Genomic DNA, 13,392 nt, shown 5'->3' with positions numbered 1-13,392 from the left:
ATGAATGCGATGACGGATCTTGGGCTCTATCGCCATCTCGACCAGATGGCGCCCTGGAACGATAGGCTGCAGGTGCTGGAAGTGATCGGCGTCAGCGACGAGGCGCCTGACGTCAAGACCTTCACCTTCCGCTCCGACAACCAGACCTGGTTCCGCTACAAGCCGGGCCAGTTCCTGACGCTGGAACTGCCGACACCGGACGGGCCGCTGATGCGCACCTATACGCTGTCGTCGTCGCCATCGCGGCCGTTTTCGATCGCGGTGACAGTGAAGGCGCAACCGGGCAGCATCGGCACGCGCTGGATGTTCGACCATCTGGTGCCCGGTTCGCATGTCAAGGCCTACGGACCGGCCGGCGACTTCTCGTTGCACAGCCACCCGGCGGCCAAATACCTGTTCATTTCCGCCGGCTCCGGCGTGACGCCGATGATGTCGATGCTGCGCTGGCTGAACGACTGCGCGCCATGGACCGATGTCGGTTTCGTCAACTGCGCGCGGCGTGCCGAAGAGATCATCTTCCGCAAGGAACTCGAACTGCTCGGCGGCCATATGCCCGGCCTGTCGCTCGGCTTCATGATCGAGGAACGTTCCAGCCGCGAGGGCTGGTACGGTCATATGGGGCGCATCGACGCGATCCGGCTGCCCTTGCTGGCTCCGGATTTCCGCGAGCGCGAAATCTTCTGCTGCGGCCCCGATCCGTTCATGCGCGCCGTGCGCGGCATGCTGGATGCCGCCGGCTTCGACATGACGAAATACCATCAGGAGAGCTTTGCCGCGCCTGTGGTGGAGGAAATTCCGGCGCCGTTTGCCTCCCCGGTCGAGGACGGCATCGCTGCACCTGTCGAAGCCGTGACGCCGATCCGCTTCTCGCTTTCGGAGGTCGATGCCGGCTGCGTCGCCGGCCAGACCGTGCTACAGACAGCGCGCAGCTCGGGCGTGCGGATTCCCGCCGCCTGCGAGTTCGGCCTGTGCGGCACCTGCAAGGTGAAGAAGGTCTCCGGCGAAGTCGAGATGAGCCACAATGGCGGCATCCTCGACCACGAGATCGATGACGGTTTTATCCTTGCCTGCTGCTCGAAACCATTGTCGGCGCTCGAAATCGAGGCTTGAGCCGGTCGACTTCGCCGCAACGGTCACCGACGCAGGCGTTGTGTTCGCGGGTCTTTGTCTTGCCAAGCATAGGCCGAGTGATTTAGACGCACTTAGGAAGGGCTGGCAGACCGTGAAACTGGCGCATCCCTTCATGGGCGCATGGAACGGGGGACAGAGCGATGCAACAGCGGGTCTACGCGGTCGCAAGCAAGGACATCGTTTTCGAATCATTCGATGGCGAAGCCGTCGTTCTCGATCTTTCGAACGGTAAGTATTTCGGCTTTTCCGATTCCGGCAGCCGGGTCTGGCAGGCTTTGTCGTCCGGCGTCGCCACTGAAGCGCTGGTCGGAGCTGCCGCGGGCGCCGCAAAAATAAGCCTGGCCGACCTCGAAAGCTTCGTTGCCCGACTGCTCGATTTCGGGTTGCTTGCGCCAGCCGAAACATCGGCACAACCGCTTTCGGGCGAGCTGTCGTCTGCGCTTGCTGCCAGCAATGAGCCGCTCAAGGTCGATGTCCATGACGACCTTGCCGATCTCATCATTGTCGACCCGATCCATGAGGTCGAGGAACCTCTCGGCTGGCCGGCGGTGAAACAGGCATAATCGTTTCCCTAAAGCGCGTCGCGTTTGAACGGACTCAGGCGACGCGGTTTAGATCTTTGATTTTATGCATGTCGTCGTCTCAAAACCGGGGCCACCCCGAGCGACATGCATCAGGCGACCCGGCGCAATTCTGGACGCTGAACAACCAACACATGCCTTTGATCACGCTGCAAACCCTGCCGGATTATGCCCGCCATGTGCTGGCGGCCGCGGAAAGCGCCGCCGCCTTCTATCCCGTTACCACCAGCGTGCGGTTGCCGGGACTGGAGCTGAGTGTCCATCTCGACCATGGCACGCTGGCGGAAGCCATGAGCCATGCCTTCATACCGGCCCCGGAAAATCCGTCTGCATCTGACGGCTGCCGCATTTTCGTCGCCCACCCGGGCATCGATGGCGTCCTCGCCCCGGCCACCTGGGGCCGAGGCGATTACAACCATCATGCCTTTGCCAACCGGCTGGAAGAGGCCGGATTGCGCGGCAGCTACTATCATGACCTCGATTTCTGGCAGTTCCATGATCCGCAACGCCATGTCGGGGCGCAGCTGATGATGGCGGCCGAGGCCTTTCCGCCATGGGAACAGGCGGCGCCGCTGCGCGCCTTCCTGCATTGGGAATATGCGGCGCGCGGCATGCGGCTTACCCATGCCGGCACGCTGGGCATCGATGGCAAGGGCGTGTTGCTGGCGGGCTCCGGGGGAGCCGGAAAATCGGGAACGGTCGTCGCCGGCCTGCTCAATGGGCTCGATAGCGTCGGCGACGACTATGTGCTGATCGACCGGACCGGGGGGGTGACGGCCTATCCGCTGTTTGCCACGCTCAAGCAGGATCCGGAGGGCTTCAAGCGGCTGAAGCTGGAGGAGCGGCTAAAGTCGTACGAACCGCTGAACTGGCAAGGCAAGCATGCCTTTCACATCGACGAGATCGCGCCTCGACCAACTCCTGCAAGTCTGGACATTATTGCTTTGATAGTGCCCCATATCAGGGGAGGTGCGAGAAGCTCGGTCATGCCCATATCGCGCAAGGATGCCATGATCGCCCTGGCGCCGTCAGGAATCGTGCAGATGCCGGGCGAGCGGGAAGCGGGCTTTCGCTTTTTCAGCGAGCTTACCCGCGATCTGCCATGCTACCGGCTGTCGCTGGGGACCGAGCCGCGCGAGATCGCCGGCACGATTGCGGATTTCGTCCTTCGGGGCGCCGCATGAAGTTGAGCGTCATCGTGCCGGTCTGCAATCGGGAGATCTATGTCGTTTCGACGTTGCGGTCCCTGCTCAGGCAACGCGACGATGCCGATCTCGATATCATCGTTGTCGACGATGGCTCGACGGACAGCTCCGTTGAAGCAGTCCGCGCCATCATGCGGGAAGCGTCGTGCATCCGCCTGTTCCAGCAGGCAAACCAGGGCGTGGCCAACGCGCGCAACACAGGGCTGAGGCAGTTGCTGCCGCAAACCGAACTGGTGTCGTTCCTGGATTCGGACGACGTCTCGCCGGCTGGACGATTCAAGGCTGGCCTACCCCTGTTCGCGGCCGACCCTGCGCTCGAGCTGACCTACTCGCTGATGACGCGCGTCGATCTCATGGATGACGAAGCCCTTCAGCCGGCACCGGGCGGCGCAGGTCCCACCGTGCGCGGCGTCAGCCTTAGCGCCGGGATATTCCGCAGGGCACTCATCGACCGTGCTGGTGCTTTCGACGAGGAGTTCCGGCAGGGCGAAGACGCCGACTATCTGCTGCGCATTTTCGAAACCAGCCCAAAGCACATTTTTCCCGACACCGTCGCGGTATACTACCGGCGCCACCCCGGCAATTTGACCAAGCAAAGGGATGTGGCGGTGCGCGAATACCTACGTGTAATTCAGAAATCCTTGCGGCGGCGCAAGGCCGATCCGTCGCGGCGCCCGGTCGAGGGGCTTTTCGAGATCAAGCGCCCGGCAGAGTGGTGAAACAATGAACAGATCACAGCCTGGAATGCGTGCGTGAAGCTGAGCGTGATCATGCCGGTCTACAACCGCGAACGCCATGTCGGCTCCGCGCTGCGCTCGCTGCTGAGGCAGCGCGATGCCGCCGATCTCGACATCATCGTTATCGATGACGGTTCGACCGACAGTTCGGCGGCGGTCGTGCGCTCGCTGATCGCGGAGGCGCCGTGCATTCGCCTTTTCCAGCAGGAGAATGCCGGGGTGACGCGGGCGCGCAACGCGGGCTTGCGGCAATTGCTGCCGCAGACCGGGCTGATATCGTTTCTCGATTCGGACGACATTTCCCCGCCGGGCCGCTTCAAGGCGGATCTGGCCTGTTTCGACGCAGACCCCACCCTCGAGCTGACCTATTCGCGCATGACGCTGGTCGACGACATAGATGACGATACGCTGGAGCCGACAGCCGACAGCCACTCGGTGACGGTTCGCGGCATTCACCTGTCTCCCGCTATCTTCGTCCGGCGGTTGGTCGAACGCATCGGCAGCTTCGACGAGGATTTCCACCAGGCCGAGGACACCGACTATCTGCTGCGCACTTTCGAAAGCGGGCCGAAATTCACGATGCCCGACACTGTTGCGCTCTATTACCGGCGCCATCCCGGCAACATGACCAGGCAGGCCGATGTTCCTTTTCGCGAATTCATGCGCGCCGTCTACAAGTCGATGAAACGGCGCGAGGCCGACCGCTCCTTGCACCCTGTCGACGGCATCTTCGATTTCAAGGAACTTGCGAATTGGCGTTTCCTGTGATGGCCAGCTACGGCGTCGTCATTCCGGCCTTCAACGCGACCGCCACCATCGCCGAGACGCTGCGATCGGTCGCGGCCCAGACGATCCAGCCCGACGCCATAATCGTCGTCGATGACGGCTCGACCGACGATACGGTCGCGGTGGTCAATGCGCTGGGCATGCCGGTGCAGGTGTTGCGCCAGGACAATGCCGGACCAGGCAGCGCCACCACCAGGGGCATCGCCGCGCTGGCGACGCCCTTCGTCGCCACGCTCGATGCGGACGATCTGTGGCTGCCGACCAAGATCGAAAGGCAGCTGGAGCATTTCGAGCGGTTTCCCGCGACGGCAGGAGTCTTTGCCCACTGGCGGACGTTTCGCGATGACAAGCCCGATGTGCAACAGGACGTGGCCGTGGCGGGCTGGTCGCGCACGACGATGATGATCCGCCGGGAGGTAGCCGAGGCCGTCGGTCCGATCATCGACCCGCAAGGCGGTCGCGGCGACATGGTCGACTGGATCGCCCGTGTCCGCGAGGCGGGCTTTGCGCTTGCCATGCTCGACGATGTCCTGACCTTGCGCCGCATCCGGCCCGACAGCACGTCCTATGGACGCGACCCCGTGCGCGACCGCGGTTATGTCGAAGTCGTAAGGCTGGCCATGCAAAGGCGAGCAGCGAAAAAGGCGAGCGCCGACTGATGGCCAATGCCATGCGCCGTATCGGCCGTCGGTTTCCGGACTATGGTTGGTCATGGCCCACGGGCGGCCTCGACCAGTTGCTGAAGGCCGCATTGCTCCCCGATGAAGAGGCGGCCGGGGGCTATGCGGCGCGCTGGCTCGACGAGAACGATATCGACCATGCTGCTTTCCGCGAGCATCGGCTGCTGGCCGCGATCTCCGACAGGTTCGGCCGCAAGCTCGCTGGGCATCCGGCCTATCCACGTCTTGTCGGCCTGCAAAAGATGCTGTGGACCAAATCGCGACTGGCTGCGCGCGAAGCCGAGCCGGCGCTACAGGCCATGATCGACGCCGGCTGCGCGGTGATGCTTATCAAAGGCGCCAGCCGCATCGCCGTCAACGCGTCGGCGCAGCGCGGCCGGGTGGCGCATGACATCGACATGCTGGTGCGCTCGCAGGCCATGATTGCCGCCTTCGATGTGCTTAGCGAACGCGACTGGCAGATCGCCACCGGCGTCAGTCCGCAATATCTGCGCACCAGGCTGGCGTCCTTGCGTTCGATGAATTTTTTCAAGGGCAGTTTCGGCGACATCGACCTGCACCAGCTCGCTTATGACGGGTCGCAGCAAAGCGCGGAAGATGATCTGGCGATCTGGCAGCGGGCGCTGTCAGCCGACTTCAATGGCGTCCGCGTGCTTGTTCCCTCTCCGGCCGACCGCATGGCGCTTGCCATCGCACATGGCGGCCTCGATGCCCACACCCACAGCGACTGGCTGGTCGACTGTGCGGTCGCCATCGAGAGTGGCGCAGTCGACTGGGGCGTGTTCGCCGACATCATCGCCAAGCGGGGCCTCGCCGTCGCCGCGGCGGTGGCGCTCTCCTATCTCTGCCTGGAGATCGGCATTGCGGTGCCGGAGGCCGAACTTGCAAAGACGATTGAGTTGGCCGACCGCGCCGGCCTGTCGCGCTGGTCCTCGGTGCTGCAGGCCAAGCCGCGCACCGATTTCGGCGGCCTCGTTTGGCTGTCGCGCGGCTTTGCCAAGCAGTTGCGCCTCAAACGCAAAAAGGGCCGCCTGCAGCAGCCGACGCCCGCCGTCTGGCGCGGCAGGCCGACATTGCGCAAGGCAAGAGCGACGTCGGCGCCGTTTGCACTTTCCCAGAGCCTGCCGCGCCCGGACAGGACTGGAGCGATGGTGCTGGACGTCACCGTCAGGATCGTCGTTCCACCAATCCGGCGCCGCATTGAGATGGAAATCAATGCCGGCGGCGGCCATGTCGCCCGCCTGCGTTCCATAGTGATCAGCCGCGCCGGCGGCGGACGTGTGCTGCGCTTTCGCGGCAAGCTAACGGTGGACGACACCGGCCGGCCTCTGGTGATCGAGGCACGGCCATCGCGCCAGTTCCGCAACTGGGACAATGAGGCCGAAGTCGCCGCCTATGGCGCGCTGCCGTTCCAATTGCTGTCGGCAAGGTTTTCACCCACCTGAGAGCGGGTGGCTGTTTCCATGAAACGGTGAACCACTGTGGCCCTCTCAGACGCCATAGCGCTCGGTGCGGATGATTTCCGCTGATATGCCGGCGTCGATCAGCGCCTGGGCAGCCGCCGAGACGAAGGCGTTCGACCCGCAGACGAAGGCGAGCGCCGGCGGCCGCGGCAGCCGCGTGAGCGCCTGCATGACCATTGCCGTGTCGATGCGCCTCGAATAGTCGGACGGGCGCCGTGCCGCCTCGCGCGTCAGCGTCAGCACCAGCTCGAACCCGTCGCGGCGGTCGCCGAGACCGATCAGCTCGTCGCGGAAGATCACCTCGTCCCAGACCCGCACCGAAAACATCAGCTCCACCGGCACCGCCGATTTGCGCAAGGTCCGGTGACGCACCATCGCCATCAGCGGCACGACGCCGGAGCCGCCCCCGACCAGAAGCAGCGGCCCGCCATCCCCATCGGACCAGACGAAATGGCCGCCGAGCGGCCCGCGCAGTTCGATCTCGTCATCGACCGCGGCGATGTCGTGGAAGAAGGGCGAGACTTCACCGTCGTCGAGCTTCTCGATCGCCAGCTCGATCGTGGCGCCGCTCTCCGGCGCCGAGGCGATGGAATAGGAGCGGCGCGCCTGGTAGCCGTCAGGCGCAGTCAGCCTGACATCGACATGCTGTCCGGCGCGATAGGCGAATGGCCGTGACAGCGCGAAGAAGAAACTGGTGACGCGTGGCGTCCGCTTTTCGATCCGGGTGATTTTCGCCGTCTGCCAGGGAGATTGCGGCGCTTCGCTCATGGATCGCCGCTATAGCGCTGCTCGCGCCACGGGTCGCCATAGATGTGATAGCCGCGCAATTCCCAGAAGCCCGGCTCGTCGCGCTCGGTGAACTGCAGCCCGTTCAGCCATTTGGCCGATTTCCAGAAATAGAGATGCGGCACCAGGAGCCGCGCCGGGCCGCCATGGTCGGCCGTGATCGGCTTGCCCTCATAAAGCAGCGCCACCATCGCCTTCCCCGCGGTGAGATCCCTGGCCGGCACGTTGGTGGTATAGCCGTCATAGCCATGCGCCAGCAGGAAGCCGGTCGGCGCTTCGATGCCGGCATCGGCAAGGATGTCGTCGACCAGCACGCCTTGCCAGGCGGTATCGAACTTGGTCCAGGCGGTAACGCAATGGATGTCGCGCGTCATCTTGGTCAAGGGCAGCGCGTTGAACTCGGCCCAGTTCCACTTCTTGATCGGGCGTGGCCCGTGCTTGAGCGTGAACGACCAGTCCTCGGTGCGCACGCGCGGCGTCGGCCCCGCCGACAGCACCGGAAAGCCCTGTTCGAGATACTGACCGGGCGGAATGCGCGCATCGGTCTCCGTCGGAGGCTTTCGACGGGAGGAAAAACCGCGAGTGACCATTTGACTGTCCGTTTTTAGCAGGCCATTGCCGGCCTGCCGTAATGTTCTCGAAGATGTCGCGGCGGGCAATAGGAATTTCGGCGGCCGTGCGGCAGGCCTGTCGGTGGTCCGGCGAGCCTGCCATGATGTCTCAACCGGCGGCGAAGGATACGGCGACGAAGATTTGCGCGTCGCCGCGATCGATCAAAAGCAGCACCGACTTCCGGCCCGATCTGCCGGCCTCGGCGATCGCCTGGTTGGCTTGCCGCGCATTCCGCACCGGCGACTGGTCGACGGCGACGATGACGTCGCCCGGCTGCAGGCCCGCATTGGCGGCTGCCTTGTCCGGATTGACGCGCTCGACCACGGCGCCACGCTGGTTCCGATCACAATGTCGTCAGCGGCCTTCGGTGCGCCTGAGATAGGTTGTGGCGATCTCGCGCATCCGGTTGCCGTCGAAGCTCGGCCCATGGCCGCCATGGCCGAGACGGACAGGCAGATCGAGGAGCCGCTGCATGGTACGGCGATAATCAGGCCGGGAGGAATCCGGCAGGTCGTCGATCAGCATGGAATCGTAGATGGCGTCGCCGGCAAAGAACAACCCGTCCGTCTCTTCGAACAAAGCGATCGAATCCGGCGAATGTCCGGGCAGATGCAGGACGCGGAACTGCCGGTCGCCGAGGTCGACGATGTCGCCCTCGTCCAGCGTGCGCGTCAGCGGCGCCGGCGGGATCTTGTAGTCGGCCGCCGTCCAGCCCGGCGCCGGCAATTTCGAAACGGCGCCGTCGAGATTGTTGAACATGTAGGCGTAGGTCACCTGATCGTTCATGGTCTCGAAATGCTCGGCACTGTGCCGCGGCCCGGCGCGCAGCGGAAACTCGTGCAGCGAGCCGACATGGTCGAGATGGATGTGGGTGGCGACAACAATGAGCGGCTTGCCCTCGGGCGTGTCGATCTCAGGCGCCAGCGGGCAGATGCCCATCCCGGTGTCGACCAGCAGGTCGGCGTCGCGTCCCCTGAAATGCCAGATGTTGGCGCGCACGAAATCATGCACGAACGGCTCGGTCAGCATCGTCGTGCGGTCGTCGATGATCGTCTTGCCGAACCAGTCGCCGACAACGCGCTCGCCACCAAAACGGGTGCCGCCAAAACGGCCGCCCATCAGACGAAGGGCTTTCCCACCTTGTATTTTTCCGGCACCAGCCGCTTCAGGTAAGCCATGCCCGCTTCCGACAGCTGGTTGACATCGGGCTTCATGAAATCGTCGGGCATATGGCGCGTCTTGCCGGCGACGTTCTTCAGCGGCACCTTCTTCAGCACGGTTTTGGAGCCGTCATATTGCAGCGCCACCGAGCCACCGCCTTCGCCGGCAACGGCAACCGCGAAGGCGCCGGCGCCGAAAGCCTCCTGCGCGTCGACGGCGCTGATCGCGCCGACATAGCCGCGCGGCATGTAGCCAAGCGCATCGACGCGCGCGCGCTTGCCCGGCAGGCCTTCGGCGAGCGCACGTTCCAGAGCTGACGGCAGGTCGCTGCCCGACAGTTTGACGTTGCCATGCGCGTCGCGCTCGAGCTTGTCCGGCGGCACCAGGCTTTCGACCAGCGCCTTGCCGTCGGCGGTGCTGACTCCTTCGGAGACGGCGACGATGCAACGCTTGTGGCGGTCGAGCGTGGCGCGCACGTCGTCGATGAAACCGGCGGCGGAGAACGGCCGTTCCGGCACGTAGACCAGATGCGGGCCGCTGTCGGGATCGAGCTGCCAGGCTGCAGCCGCCGCGGTGAGGAAGCCGGCATGCCGACCCATTACGATGCCGACATAGATGCCGGGCAATGCGCGGAAATCGAGATCGACGGACAGGAAGGCGCCGGCGACGAATTCGGCCGCCGAGATGAAGCCCGGCGTGTGGTCGTTTTCCTCGAGGTCGTTGTCGATGGTTTTTGGCGCATGGACGAAAGCAATGCTGCCGCCGGCGGCGTCGGTCAGAATCTGCTGCGTGCCCGACGTGTCGTTGCCACCGATGTAGATGAATGCGTCGGCGCCGGCCTTCTTCAACCCGTTGAGGATGACTTCGCAATAGGCAGCGTCGGGCTTGTCGCGTGTCGAGCCGAGCGCGGCACTCGGCGTGCCGGCGATCAGCCGCAGCCGGTCCTCTGGGATGGCGGAGAGGTCGACATAGTTGCCGTCACGAATGCCGCGCACGCCGTGGAGCGAGCCCAGCACCTTGGCGCCGGGATGGCGCTTGCGGACTTCCAGCGTGGCCCCGACAACCGTCTGGTTGATGACGGCGGTCGGGCCGCCGCCCTGTGCGATGACAAACGTTCCAGCCATGCTCGATCTCTCCCGGCGCTGTGGTTTTCAAGGCACCTTGGCCTAGCTTGCCGCATCGCGCAACGGGAGTTTCCACCGGCGCCAAACCGCCGCACAGGATCAGACGACGACGACCGGGTTCTTCTTGGAAACGCGGCTGTAGAGGTCGATGATATCCTGGTTGATCAGGCGCACGCAGCCCGACGACATCGCCTGGCCGATGCTCGCCCATTCCGGCGAACCGTGTATGCGGTAGCCGGTGTCCTTGCCGTCCTGGTAGATGTAAAGAGCGCGTGCGCCGAGCGGGTTGGTGAGGCCACCGGGCTGGCCGTTTTGCCATTTCACCAGTTCCGGCTTGCGCTGGATCATCTCCGGCGGCGGCGTCCAGGTCGGCCATTCCTTGCCGTACTGGATGTTGGCGCGGCCGGACCAGCGGAAGCCGTCCTTGCCGATGCCGACGCCGTAGCGGATGGCGTCGCCGCCCTCCTGCACCAGATAGAGCTTTCGCTCCTGCAGATGGACGACAATCGTGCCGGGCGCCTCGCCGGTCTCGTTGACGACGATCTGGCGGCGGAACTCCGGCTTGACCTTCTGATAGGGCACCGCCGGCACTTCGAAGCCGCCATCGTTGAGCGAAGCGTACATGACATCGGGGCCGGTGACGTTCTTGTCGACGCTGATCGCCGGACGGATCGGCCGCACCGAGCCGGTGACCGTGTCATCCAGCTGGAATTGCGGCAGCTCGAGCGTCGAAGTGCTGCAGCCGGCCATGCCGAGCAGCGTCATGGCGCCGGCCCCTGACAGGACGAAGCGGCGGGAATAGAGATGTTCGGTCTCGTTTGCGTCGCCATTTGCTGGCGGCGTCACATTCTGCGGCAACTCACGCATGCACCCAAACCCTACGCTGTCGGCGGGAAACATGGTCCGGCCGGATAGCAGGCAGTTTCGCCAAACATGGTTGAAAAAGGGTGAAGGCCCAACGACCGGTCTTAAGCCTGTGCCGCCAATAGCCGCAGCGATCTGGCGAAATGGTCCGCCGTGCATTTTTGGGAGAGGGCTCTTTACATTCCTCCGCACACGAGGATTTATCCTTTTCTTTGCGCTCAAGGAGACAAAGATGTCGTTCGAAAACTGGGCCGCCTTCGCCGCCGCCTCCACCGTTCTGCTCATCATTCCCGGCCCGACCATTCTTCTGGTCGTGTCCTATGCGCTGGGCCAGGGCTGGCGCACCGCCTTGCCGATGGCCGTCGGCGTGGCGCTGGGCGACTTCACCGCCATGACCCTGTCGATGCTGGGCATCGGCGCGCTGCTGGCCGCGTCGGCGACCGTGTTCACCATTCTAAAGCTGATCGGCGCCTGCTATCTGATCTATCTCGGGGTAAAACTGTTTCGCGCCGGCGGCGCGCTCAAAGCCGAACCACGCACAGATGCCGTCTCGGCCGCCAAGATGATGGCGCACGCCTGGCTGGTCACCGCACTCAACCCGAAGAGCATCACCTTCTTCGTCGCCTTCCTGCCGCAGTTCCTCAACCGGGAAGCCGATTTCTGGGCTCAGATGCTGATCTTTGAAGCGACCTTCCTGGCGCTCGCCTTCGCCAATGCCTTCGGCTACGCGCTGATTGCGGCGCGCGCCCGCAACGTCGTACGCAACCCCAAGGCGACCCGCATCTTCAACCGCACCGGCGGCACGCTGCTGGTCGGCGCCGGGATCGCCACGGTGGCGATGCGCTCGGGCAATTAGGAACTGCGGAGCATCAGGGCCGATATGGCAGTAAGAGATCCATTCGGCCTAATGTTCTCGGGCGCGACCGAGGCCGGGTTTTCACCCTACAGCCAGGCCGTTCATGAATTGCAATGCTTCGTCGGCGACCCGGTCGGCTCCGTTGACCGCGCCATATCGGCGGATCCCGGTTTCGTCATGGCGCATGTCTTCAAGGGGTATCTGTTCGGCCTCGCCACCGAACGCGAGGCAACGGCGGTCGCCCAGGCGTGCCATGCTGCGGCACTGCCGCTTGCCGCGACGCCGCGCGAACAGGCGCATGTGGCGGCCCTTGGCCACCTTGCCGGGGGACGCTGGCATGACGCCGCGCGCCTGCTCGAAGATATCGCCATCGACAACCCGCTCGACGCGGTGGCGTTGCAGGTCGGCCACCAGATCGACTTCTTCACCGGCAATGCCCGCATGCTGCGCGACCGTATCGGCCGCGCGCTGCCGTCCTGGCGGTGCGGCATGCCGGGTTATCACGCCATTCTCGGTATGCAGGCCTTCGGTCTCGAGGAGATGGGCGACTATGTCAGGGCCGAAAGTTTCGGCCGACAGGCGATCGAGATCGAGCCGCGAGACGGCTGGGCGCAGCATGCGGTCGCCCATGTCATGGAGATGCAGAGCCGGCAACGCGACGGCATCGCCTGGATGCGCACCAACCCCGAGGCGTGGACGAAGGAAAGCTTCCTGCAGGTGCATAATTGGTGGCATCTGGCGCTGTTCCACTACGATCTCGGCGAGACCGACGAGGTGCTCAAGCTCTATGACGGGCCGATCTATGGCGAGCGTTCGACGCTGGCGCTGAACATGGTCGACGCCTCTGCGATCCTGTGGCGGCTTTATCTCGGCGGTGTCGATGTCGGCGACCGCTGGGCAGCGCTCGCTGCCAACTGGGCGCCGAAGGCTGGAGCCGGCAATTACGCCTTCAACGATGCGCATGCGATGATGGCATTCGTCGGCGCCGGTCTCGAAGCGCCGGTCAAGATCTTGCTCGAAGCCCAGCACGAGGCGATGCGCGGCAGCGACGACAACGCCGCCTTCACCCGGGATGTCGGCCAGCCACTGACGGAAGGCATCAAGGCATTCGGCGAGGGCAACTACAGCGAAGCGGTGCGCCTGATCCGACCGATCCGCGCCATTGCCCATCGCTTTGGCGGCAGCCACGCCCAGCGCGATGTGATTGATCTCACGTTGATCGAGGCGGCGTTGCGCGCCGGCGACACAGCGCTTGCCCGGGCGTTGACGGCCGAGCGCGCACTGGCCCGGCCGGACAGTCCGCTGTCGGCGCTGTTTTCGCAACGCGCCGCCAATTTGTCAGAGAATTGACCCGCGGCGGATCTTGTTTTAAAAACTGGCAAGCCAGATTTTTTCGAGACCCGAAA

Annotated in this window: 14 protein-coding genes and 1 pseudogene; 9 read left to right on the top strand and 6 right to left on the bottom strand. The window is 64.3% G+C overall.

Annotation, left to right across the window (positions count from 1 at the left end; genetic code table 11):
- Positions 1–9: 9 nt before the first annotated feature.
- The 7 genes from NKH38_RS20465 to NKH38_RS20435 all read left to right on the top strand — a co-directional run bounded on the left by NKH38_RS20465 (position 10) and on the right by NKH38_RS20435 (position 6,565).
- Positions 10–1,110 carry an FAD-binding oxidoreductase gene (locus tag NKH38_RS20465; protein WP_352762755.1) on the top strand — a complete coding sequence of 367 codons (1,101 nt, stop codon included), beginning with the start codon at positions 10–12 and terminating at the stop codon, positions 1,108–1,110.
- A 161-nt stretch (positions 1,111–1,271) separates the two neighbouring features.
- Entirely contained in the window at positions 1,272–1,694 is a 423-nt protein-coding gene (locus NKH38_RS20460; protein WP_352762754.1) for a PqqD family protein, read from the top strand.
- 152 nt (positions 1,695–1,846) lie between these two features.
- A complete protein-coding gene (locus NKH38_RS20455) occupies positions 1,847–2,896 on the top strand; it encodes a serine kinase (protein ID WP_352762753.1) in 1,050 nt (349 codons plus the stop codon).
- Entirely contained in the window at positions 2,893–3,636 is a 744-nt protein-coding gene (locus NKH38_RS20450; RefSeq protein ID WP_352762752.1) for a glycosyltransferase family 2 protein, read from the top strand. The genes NKH38_RS20455 and NKH38_RS20450 overlap by 4 nt, the downstream gene beginning before the upstream one ends.
- A 33-nt stretch (positions 3,637–3,669) precedes the next feature.
- Positions 3,670–4,422, top strand: coding sequence for a glycosyltransferase family 2 protein (locus NKH38_RS20445; protein WP_352762751.1), 753 nt, complete (start codon positions 3,670–3,672; stop codon positions 4,420–4,422).
- Complete coding sequence (locus NKH38_RS20440; RefSeq protein ID WP_352762750.1) at positions 4,407–5,099, top strand: glycosyltransferase family 2 protein; 693 nt, start codon at positions 4,407–4,409, stop codon at positions 5,097–5,099. The genes NKH38_RS20445 and NKH38_RS20440 overlap by 16 nt, the downstream gene beginning before the upstream one ends.
- Positions 5,099–6,565: a nucleotidyltransferase family protein gene (locus NKH38_RS20435; protein WP_352762749.1), complete on the top strand. Its 1,467-nt coding sequence runs from the start codon at positions 5,099–5,101 to the stop codon at positions 6,563–6,565. Before NKH38_RS20440 ends, NKH38_RS20435 begins: the two co-directional genes overlap by 1 nt.
- A gap of 45 nt (positions 6,566–6,610) precedes the next feature.
- Here NKH38_RS20435 and NKH38_RS20430 read toward each other — a convergent pair whose 3' ends face one another.
- From NKH38_RS20430 to NKH38_RS20405, 6 genes and pseudogenes are all read right to left on the bottom strand, one after another.
- Complete coding sequence (locus NKH38_RS20430; RefSeq protein ID WP_352762747.1) at positions 6,611–7,351, bottom strand: FAD-binding oxidoreductase; 741 nt, start codon at positions 7,349–7,351, stop codon at positions 6,611–6,613.
- Positions 7,348–7,959, bottom strand: coding sequence for a molybdopterin-dependent oxidoreductase (locus tag NKH38_RS20425; protein ID WP_352651083.1), 612 nt, complete (start codon positions 7,957–7,959; stop codon positions 7,348–7,350). The genes NKH38_RS20430 and NKH38_RS20425 overlap by 4 nt, the downstream gene beginning before the upstream one ends.
- 130 nt (positions 7,960–8,089) lie before the next feature.
- Positions 8,090–8,320, bottom strand: a pseudogene (locus NKH38_RS20420) (PDZ domain-containing protein); the annotation flags it as partial.
- Positions 8,321–8,335: 15 nt separating this feature from the next.
- On the bottom strand, positions 8,336–9,100 hold the full coding sequence (locus NKH38_RS20415; protein ID WP_352762745.1) for an MBL fold metallo-hydrolase: 765 nt from the start codon (positions 9,098–9,100) through the stop codon (positions 8,336–8,338).
- On the bottom strand, positions 9,100–10,266 hold the full coding sequence (locus tag NKH38_RS20410; protein WP_023729683.1) for a diphosphate--fructose-6-phosphate 1-phosphotransferase: 1,167 nt from the start codon (positions 10,264–10,266) through the stop codon (positions 9,100–9,102). The genes NKH38_RS20415 and NKH38_RS20410 overlap by 1 nt, the downstream gene beginning before the upstream one ends.
- Positions 10,267–10,365: 99 nt before the next feature.
- Complete coding sequence (locus NKH38_RS20405) at positions 10,366–11,133, bottom strand: L,D-transpeptidase (RefSeq protein WP_023668871.1); 768 nt, start codon at positions 11,131–11,133, stop codon at positions 10,366–10,368.
- Positions 11,134–11,362: 229 nt separating this feature from the next.
- Between NKH38_RS20405 and NKH38_RS20400 the strand changes: the two genes are divergently transcribed.
- Together NKH38_RS20400 and NKH38_RS20395 are read left to right on the top strand one after the other, a co-directional pair.
- Positions 11,363–11,986 (top strand): LysE family translocator, encoded by a 624-nt coding sequence (locus tag NKH38_RS20400; protein ID WP_023729682.1) that lies wholly within the window; start codon positions 11,363–11,365, stop codon positions 11,984–11,986.
- A 24-nt stretch (positions 11,987–12,010) separates the two neighbouring features.
- The gene (locus NKH38_RS20395) at positions 12,011–13,336 is read left to right on the top strand and encodes a tetratricopeptide repeat protein (RefSeq protein ID WP_352639291.1); all 1,326 of its coding nucleotides are present in this window, start codon (positions 12,011–12,013) and stop codon (positions 13,334–13,336) included.
- Positions 13,337–13,392 lie beyond the last annotated feature (56 nt).

This window comes from Mesorhizobium sp. M1078, assembly GCF_040318615.1.
GTDB lineage: Bacteria > Pseudomonadota > Alphaproteobacteria > Rhizobiales > Rhizobiaceae > Mesorhizobium.
The sequence above is the reverse complement of the archived record's forward strand: the minus strand, read 5'-3'. Positions and strand labels throughout refer to the sequence as shown.

Bases quoted from the DNA above. Each gene is read 5' to 3' on its own strand.
- NKH38_RS20465 (WP_352762755.1), top strand. From the start codon at position 10: ATGACGGATCTTGGGCTCTATCGCCATCTCGACCAGATGGCGCCCTGG.
- NKH38_RS20460 (WP_352762754.1), top strand. From the start codon at position 1,272: ATGCAACAGCGGGTCTACGCGGTCGCAAGCAAGGACATCGTTTTCGAA.
- NKH38_RS20455 (WP_352762753.1), top strand. From the start codon at position 1,847: ATGCCTTTGATCACGCTGCAAACCCTGCCGGATTATGCCCGCCATGTG.
- NKH38_RS20450 (WP_352762752.1), top strand. From the start codon at position 2,893: ATGAAGTTGAGCGTCATCGTGCCGGTCTGCAATCGGGAGATCTATGTC.
- NKH38_RS20435 (WP_352762749.1), top strand. From the start codon at position 5,099: ATGGCCAATGCCATGCGCCGTATCGGCCGTCGGTTTCCGGACTATGGT.
- NKH38_RS20430 (WP_352762747.1), bottom strand. From the start codon at position 7,351: ATGAGCGAAGCGCCGCAATCTCCCTGGCAGACGGCGAAAATCACCCGG.
- NKH38_RS20425 (WP_352651083.1), bottom strand. From the start codon at position 7,959: ATGGTCACTCGCGGTTTTTCCTCCCGTCGAAAGCCTCCGACGGAGACC.
- NKH38_RS20415 (WP_352762745.1), bottom strand. From the start codon at position 9,100: ATGGGCGGCCGTTTTGGCGGCACCCGTTTTGGTGGCGAGCGCGTTGTC.
- NKH38_RS20410 (WP_023729683.1), bottom strand. From the start codon at position 10,266: ATGGCTGGAACGTTTGTCATCGCACAGGGCGGCGGCCCGACCGCCGTC.
- NKH38_RS20405 (WP_023668871.1), bottom strand. From the start codon at position 11,133: ATGCGTGAGTTGCCGCAGAATGTGACGCCGCCAGCAAATGGCGACGCA.
- NKH38_RS20400 (WP_023729682.1), top strand. From the start codon at position 11,363: ATGTCGTTCGAAAACTGGGCCGCCTTCGCCGCCGCCTCCACCGTTCTG.
- NKH38_RS20395 (WP_352639291.1), top strand. From the start codon at position 12,011: ATGGCAGTAAGAGATCCATTCGGCCTAATGTTCTCGGGCGCGACCGAG.